This window comes from Pseudohongiella nitratireducens, from assembly GCF_001642735.1.
GTDB classification, from domain to species: Bacteria; Pseudomonadota; Gammaproteobacteria; order Pseudomonadales; family Pseudohongiellaceae; genus Pseudohongiella; species Pseudohongiella nitratireducens.
Genome location: NZ_LWHM01000005.1, coordinates 104,339 through 110,489, shown reverse-complemented (window position 1 = coordinate 110,489; position 6,151 = coordinate 104,339). Strand labels below are relative to the sequence as shown.

The following is a 6,151-nucleotide window of genomic DNA, read 5'->3' as shown; positions in this document are numbered from 1 at the left end:
TGTAGTGGTCAAGTCATTTTGGCCACGGGTTTATAGCTATCCCAGTACCTCTGTTCTTTCTCATTTGGTGTTAATCCACCGTTGAATGAGTGCGGTCTGAGCTGACTGTAATAGCCATGGATATAATCACCAATACGCTGTTTGGCTTCCGTAAAATACCGGTAACCTGTGACCGGTACCCATTCTGTTTTTAAACTCCTGAAAAACCTTTCCATTGGACTATTGTCCCAACAGTTTCCGCGACGGCTCATACTTTGTTTCATCCGGTATCGCCATACTCTTTGCCTGAATTGACGACTGGTATAATGACTGCCCTGATCGCTGTGGAACATGATGTTCTGCGGCCGCCCGCGACTTTCATAAGCCATTGTCAGGGCCTGACACGTTAAATAGCTGTCCGGTGAATAGCTCATAGCCCAGCCAATTGGCTTTCGGGCAAACAAGTCAATAACAACTGCTAAATATGCCCAACGACTCCCCGCCCAAATAAAACTGACATCACCGCACCACACCTGGTTGGGATGCGAAACGGTAAATTCCCTAGCCAGTAGGTTAGGTATGGCAACATGTTCCTGCGCCGCCTTCTTGTATGCATGTTTGGGCAACTGGCAGCTGACTAAACTGAGTTTTTTCATAATACGCCCGGCACGATATCGAGATAAACTGACTGGGTGCGACTCGTCGTTGGTGACTATATCAGCGATAGTTCTGGCACCAGCTGAGCCTTGACTCAACCGGTGGGCAGTTCGCACTAAACTATGCAATTTGACGGTTTCCGGGTTGATACGTTTATCCCGCTTTTGCCAATACTTGAACGTGCTGCGGTGGACATCCAATACCTCGCACAATATTTTTACCGTATAACGGCGCTTATCGCTCTGACTCAGTCTCTCAACTATCGAGAGTGTTTCATGGAGTCCGACATCAACAGAGCTGAAGCCTTTTTTAAAATATCCTTTTCTAATTCAAGCCGTTCAACCCGTTTCTTTAGCTCTCGTATTTCTCTTTGCTCATCACTGATCGGGGTGCACTGAGCAGTGGTGCCTGAGCGCTCTGCGCGAAGTTGCCTTACCCACTTACCAATCGTTGAGTAACCCACTCCCATCGCATCAGCAGCTTCCTGATGACTGTAACCTTGATCGATAACCAACTGTGCTGTTTCGAGCCTGAATTCAGGGCTGAAATTGGGGCCTTTCTTCTTTGTCATTTTGTCACCTAATTTGCTATGGCTGCTATCATAGCAGCTCTGATTAGGTGGCCAAATTCACTATGCCACTACAGATGACTACCTCTGGCTGGAGGAGGTGGAAAGCCCGGAAGCACTGGCCTGGGTGGAAGAGCAGAATCAGCGCTCCCTCCCACAGCTTACCTCTCATCCCATGTACGAGACGCTGTATGAGAGTTCACTGGAAGTACTGAACAGCGACGCCCGCATTCCTTCTGTGACACGCCGTGGTGACTACCTCTACAACCTCTGGCGCGATGCCGAGCACCCGCGCGGGCTCTATCGTCGTACGACGCTGGACGAATACCGTCAGGACGACCCAGCCTGGGAAACCATTCTGGATCTGGATGAGCTGGCCCAAACTGAGCAGCAGAACTGGACCTGGGGTGAGATCAACTGCCGCTATCCCGACTATGAGCGTTGTCTGGTCAGCTTTTCAGTGGCAGGTTCCGATGCCGTGATGGTGCGTGAGTTCAGCATTCCCGACAAAGCCATTATCCGCGACGGCTTCTCCTTACCGGAAACCAAGTCACGTGTCACCTGGCTGGATGAAGATACCATTGCCGTTGGCACCGACCTGGGCACAGGTAGCATGACGGACTCCGGCTACCCGGCGCAGATGCGCCGCTGGCAACGTGGCCAGCCACTGGAAGACGCCCCGCTGCTCTTCAGTGTGCCTACCGATTCTGTGTCGGTGTTCACCACGATACTACGCGACGAAAGCAACACCTATACCCTGTTTACCGATAGCGTCAGCTTTTACGAGCGCGATCGCGCGGTGCTCCAGAACGGCGAACTGATCGACCTGGATATCCCCAACGACAGCGACATCGTCGGGCTGTTCCAGAATGAAGTATTCATAGAATTGCGCAGTGACTGGGGCGAGTTCTCCCAGGGTGCGATTGTTCACGCGCCCATGCCAGACCTGCTGGCAGGCACGGCAGCGCCTGAACTGTTCGTCGAACCAGGTGATCGAACCGCCATCAACAGCATCCACATCACGGCCAATGCCGTGCTGGTTAACTGGCTGGACAATGTCCGTGGCCGACTGACCCGTTATACACCCAGTGAGAACGGCAATCACATGGGGCGCTGGAATGCTGAGAATGTGGCCTTTGGCAGCAACGGTGCGATTTCCCCACTCAACACGTCTTTTGAGCACGAAGACTTCTTTGTCAGCTACCAGAGTTTCACTGAGCCAACCACGCTCTACCATGTCGGCAGCAACCTGCAGCCCCAAGAACTGAAGCGCCTGCCCGAGATGTTTGATGCGGCAAACCTGGAAACCCTGCAATACTTGGCGACCTCGGCTGATGGCACGCAAGTGCCCTACTTCGTCGTCATGGACAAAGAGGCGCCCCGCAACGGTCAGAACCCGGTCTACCTGTTTGGCTACGGTGGCTTTGAAATCAGCTACGGCCCTTACTACTCACCTGTCATTGGCCGCAACTGGCTGGAACATGGTGGCGTCTACGTGCTGGCCAATATCCGCGGCGGTGGTGAGTTCGGCCCCAGCTGGCACCAGGCTGCCTTGCTAAAGAATCGCCATAAAGCTTATGAGGATTTCGAGGCAGTGGCCGAGGACCTGATTGCCCGCAACATCACCTCCCCCGACCACCTGGGGATTCGTGGAGGCAGTAACGGCGGTCTGCTGGTCGCCGCCTCCGCCATGCGTCGCCCGGAACTGTTCAATGCCGTACTCAGCCAGGTGCCACTGCTCGACATGCAGCGTTACCACTTGCTGCTGGCAGGTGCCAGCTGGATGGGTGAATACGGTAACCCGGACGACCCCGATATGTGGGAATACATGCAGACCTACTCGCCCTATCACAACATCCGCGAAGACGAAGACTATCCCCTGATTTTCTTCACCACCTCCACCCGCGATGATCGGGTCCACCCGGCTCATGCCCGCAAGATGGTGGCCAAAATGCGCGACATGGGCCACGACGTGCTCTATTACGAAAACACCGAGGGCGGGCATTCCGGAGCGGCGAACAATGAACAAAGGGCGCAGTTGAATGCGTTGATGTTTGCGTACATGTGGGATCGGCTTGGATCAAATTAATCCCGGATCGCTTCGTAAACCACCCGCTGCGCGGCGTTGTTATCAAACGGCGCACCGCTCGGCCCACCCCATCTCTGCTCCATGTACAGCAGATAGAAGTCGTTGACCGGATCAACGACAAAGAGTGTACCACCAATACCGCGCCAGCCGAAGTTGTAGGGCCCTTCCGGTTGACTGGCATCTATGGGTTGCAGATGGAAACCCAACCCCCAGTTACCGCTTGAGCCGTAGAAGAAATTCTCACGCGAGACGTTGTCATCGATTTCTGGCACCCGCATCCGTTCCAGGGTGGCTTCGTCAATGATGCGCTGCCCCCGGTATTCTCCACCGTTCAGCAGCATTTGTGCGAATCGGGCATAGTCTTCGGTTGTTGAGTTCAACCCAGCACCTGCTGACAGAAAATCCCTGGCCTCGGTGTTATCGCTCATATCGCCGTGAATCGGCTGGGCAATGCGTGCACGTTTTGCTTCCGGTACATAAAAGGTGGTCTCATCCATGCCCAGTGGATTAAAAATGTGTTCTGCCAGGATGGCATCCAGCGGTTTACCCGCCGCCACTTCCAGCACCGCACCCAGCACGTCAGTGGAGTGACCATAGTGCCAGGCGGTGCCCGGCTCAAACGCCAGGGGTAATTGACCAATGCGCTGCGCGATTTCCAGTGCTGTGGCCGTTGAGGTCAGGTCAGCTTTGACGGGGACATTTTCCTGGTAAGCCGTACCGAGTGGGGTGCCCAGCGCAAAGATGGATTGAATCAGGCCAGACTGATGCGTCAGCAGGTTTTCAATACGCATCTCATTCTGCGCCGGGCGCGTGGTGCCGTCTTCATTCATGACCTGCAGATTGTTGAAGGCAGGAATGTAATCACCGACCGGATCATCCAGACTTAGTAGGCCGTCTTCGATCAGTGACATGGCGGCCACGCTGACAATCGGCTTGGTCATGGAGTAGATACGGAAGATGGTCTCTGCGTTGACCGGTTGCGCGTCACCCGGGCCCTGGGTGCCGATGGTTTCCAGCATCCCCACGCCATCGCTGTTGCCCACCAGCAGCAGTGCGCCAGCGATGTAGTCAGCATCGACGGCCGACTGCATGCCCTGCCGAATATCAGCGATTTCCTGATCGTCGATATTAAAGTGTGAGGCATCAATTCTCTGCAGAGAGCTGCCTGACAGCGCACCTGCCTGCTGTGCATTCTCACTGGCCCCGTGCGTAGCTGAAGCCAGCACAGTCCATGTCAGCGCTACTCCATAAGCGGTGAGCTTGTTCATCGTCATTTCCTTCTTTTTGCTTATTGTGATGACTATATTGAATGGCCTCTTTTTGGATGACCTTTTTTGGATGGCCTTTTGGGGAGGCCCTTTCTTAGGTGGTACCGTCAACCTGCCTGAGGACTCTCAGCACTGATGTCCTGCAATGCCTTAACCAGAGTATCAGGTTCCTGTGCGCCGGAAATCAGGTACTGGTTATTGATGATAAACGCGGGCACAGAAGAGACTCCTGCTCCCTGGTATTTGGCTTCATCTGCCCGCACTTCATCCGTGTACAAATCTGATGCCAAGACTTTCCTGGCCTGCTCTACATCCAGACCTAAACCTTCCACACAGGACAGCAAAATATCCAGATCCGACACATCCAGCCCTTTGCCAAAGTACGTTTCAAACAGCGCCTGCTTCATGGCGGTTTGCTGACCGTGCTCATCCGCCCACTTGACCAGTCTGTGTGCATCAAAGGTGTTACAGGTATAGCGTTCCTGCAATTTCTCAAAGTTGATGCCCAGGTCTTTGGCGATGGCCATCATCTGGCTTTGTCCGGCGCGCATCTCGTCTTCGCTGCGCCCGTATTTTCTGGCCAGTGCCGGCAAGATAGGTTCGCCCTGCCCGTCGTGGCCGGGGTTAAGCTCAAAGGCGTGCCATTGCACGTTGCACTCATAGTCTGACCCAAGCTTTGCCATGGCCTGTTCGAGCCGGGCATAGCCGATGGCACACCAGGGGCAGGCGATGTCGGAGACGATGTCGATTTGCAGTTTATTCATAGTAAAGCCAATGCATCCTAACTATCTAAAAACAACTTATCTAAAAACAACTTATCTAAAAACAACTTATCATTAAACACTAGCGTCAATTTACTTACATTACCAACTATTGAATACATCAAAATGACTGGATTTCTTCAATCAAAGACTTATAACACCTATTTTCGACATTTTTAATTGATTTTCGACATAAGAGAATTAAAGAATAGAATTTCGACATTCATGAAGAATAATCAACAAACGCTATCAACCCAAAGACACCGTCGATGCTCATCTTAACTTTGCCTTTCGCCATGACGTCATTGACCTGTTGGTCATGAAACGTGTTTTTGAAGCGCTGCCAGAAAAAGAGGTTGTCCGCTTTATAACGTCTACCCCTACCGGCTCCACCTCAAGACGTGTCTGGTTTTTCTACGAATTTCTGACCAACAACCAACTACCCATTCCAGACGCTGAACCCGTCACGGCTGTTGATGCACTGGACCCAGACAAGTACTTCACGGTCCCGGGTGAATTATCCAAACGTCATCGCGTTTGGATTTGTCTACATCCACCCCCTTGCAGATGGAAATGGCAGACTGCACCGCTGTTTAATTCACCATGTACTTGCTGAGCGAAAGTTCACTCCTGCGGCTATGGTGTTTCCGGTTTCAACCGTCATGCAGGATCAGATTGAGGACTACCGGGAAACGCTTCAGGCCCACTCGAAACCATTGATGGACTATATCAATTGGCGAGCACGACCCGATAGAAATGTTGAAGTCCTCAATGATACGACTGATCTCTATCAATTCTTTGATTGACCAGTAATGCAGAATTTCTCTAT

5 protein-coding genes are annotated in these 6,151 nt (G+C 52.6%); 2 read left to right on the top strand and 3 right to left on the bottom strand.

Translation table 11 applies throughout. The annotated features are described in order from the left end of the window. Nucleotides 1-8 precede the first annotated feature (8 nt). Nucleotides 9-1,207 (bottom strand): IS3 family transposase gene (locus tag PSCS_RS02940; protein WP_106387068.1). Its coding sequence is split into 2 segments (ribosomal slippage): nucleotides 9-937 and nucleotides 937-1,207, totalling 1,200 coding nucleotides; the frame shifts between segments, so codons are not numbered across the junction. 55 nt (nucleotides 1,208-1,262) lie between these two features. Between PSCS_RS02940 and PSCS_RS02930 the strand changes: the two genes are divergently transcribed. Beyond that, nucleotides 1,263-3,293 (top strand): prolyl oligopeptidase family serine peptidase, encoded by a 2,031-nt coding sequence (locus PSCS_RS02930; protein ID WP_188619154.1) that lies wholly within the window; start codon nucleotides 1,263-1,265, stop codon nucleotides 3,291-3,293. On the opposite strand, the gene PSCS_RS02925 is transcribed toward PSCS_RS02930, so the two are convergent. Then, nucleotides 3,290-4,561 carry a serine hydrolase domain-containing protein gene (locus PSCS_RS02925; protein WP_068810306.1) on the bottom strand — a complete coding sequence of 424 codons (1,272 nt, stop codon included), beginning with the start codon at nucleotides 4,559-4,561 and terminating at the stop codon, nucleotides 3,290-3,292. The genes PSCS_RS02930 and PSCS_RS02925 overlap by 4 nt on opposite strands. Nucleotides 4,562-4,668: 107 nt before the next feature. Continuing rightward, nucleotides 4,669-5,325: a DsbA family oxidoreductase gene (locus PSCS_RS02920; RefSeq protein ID WP_068810305.1), complete on the bottom strand. Its 657-nt coding sequence runs from the start codon at nucleotides 5,323-5,325 to the stop codon at nucleotides 4,669-4,671. Between the two features lie 473 nt (nucleotides 5,326-5,798). Between PSCS_RS02920 and PSCS_RS16405 the strand changes: the two genes are divergently transcribed. Continuing rightward, nucleotides 5,799-6,128 (top strand): Fic family protein, encoded by a 330-nt coding sequence (locus PSCS_RS16405; RefSeq protein ID WP_229694690.1) that lies wholly within the window; start codon nucleotides 5,799-5,801, stop codon nucleotides 6,126-6,128. The last annotated feature ends 23 nt before the right edge of the window (nucleotides 6,129-6,151 follow it).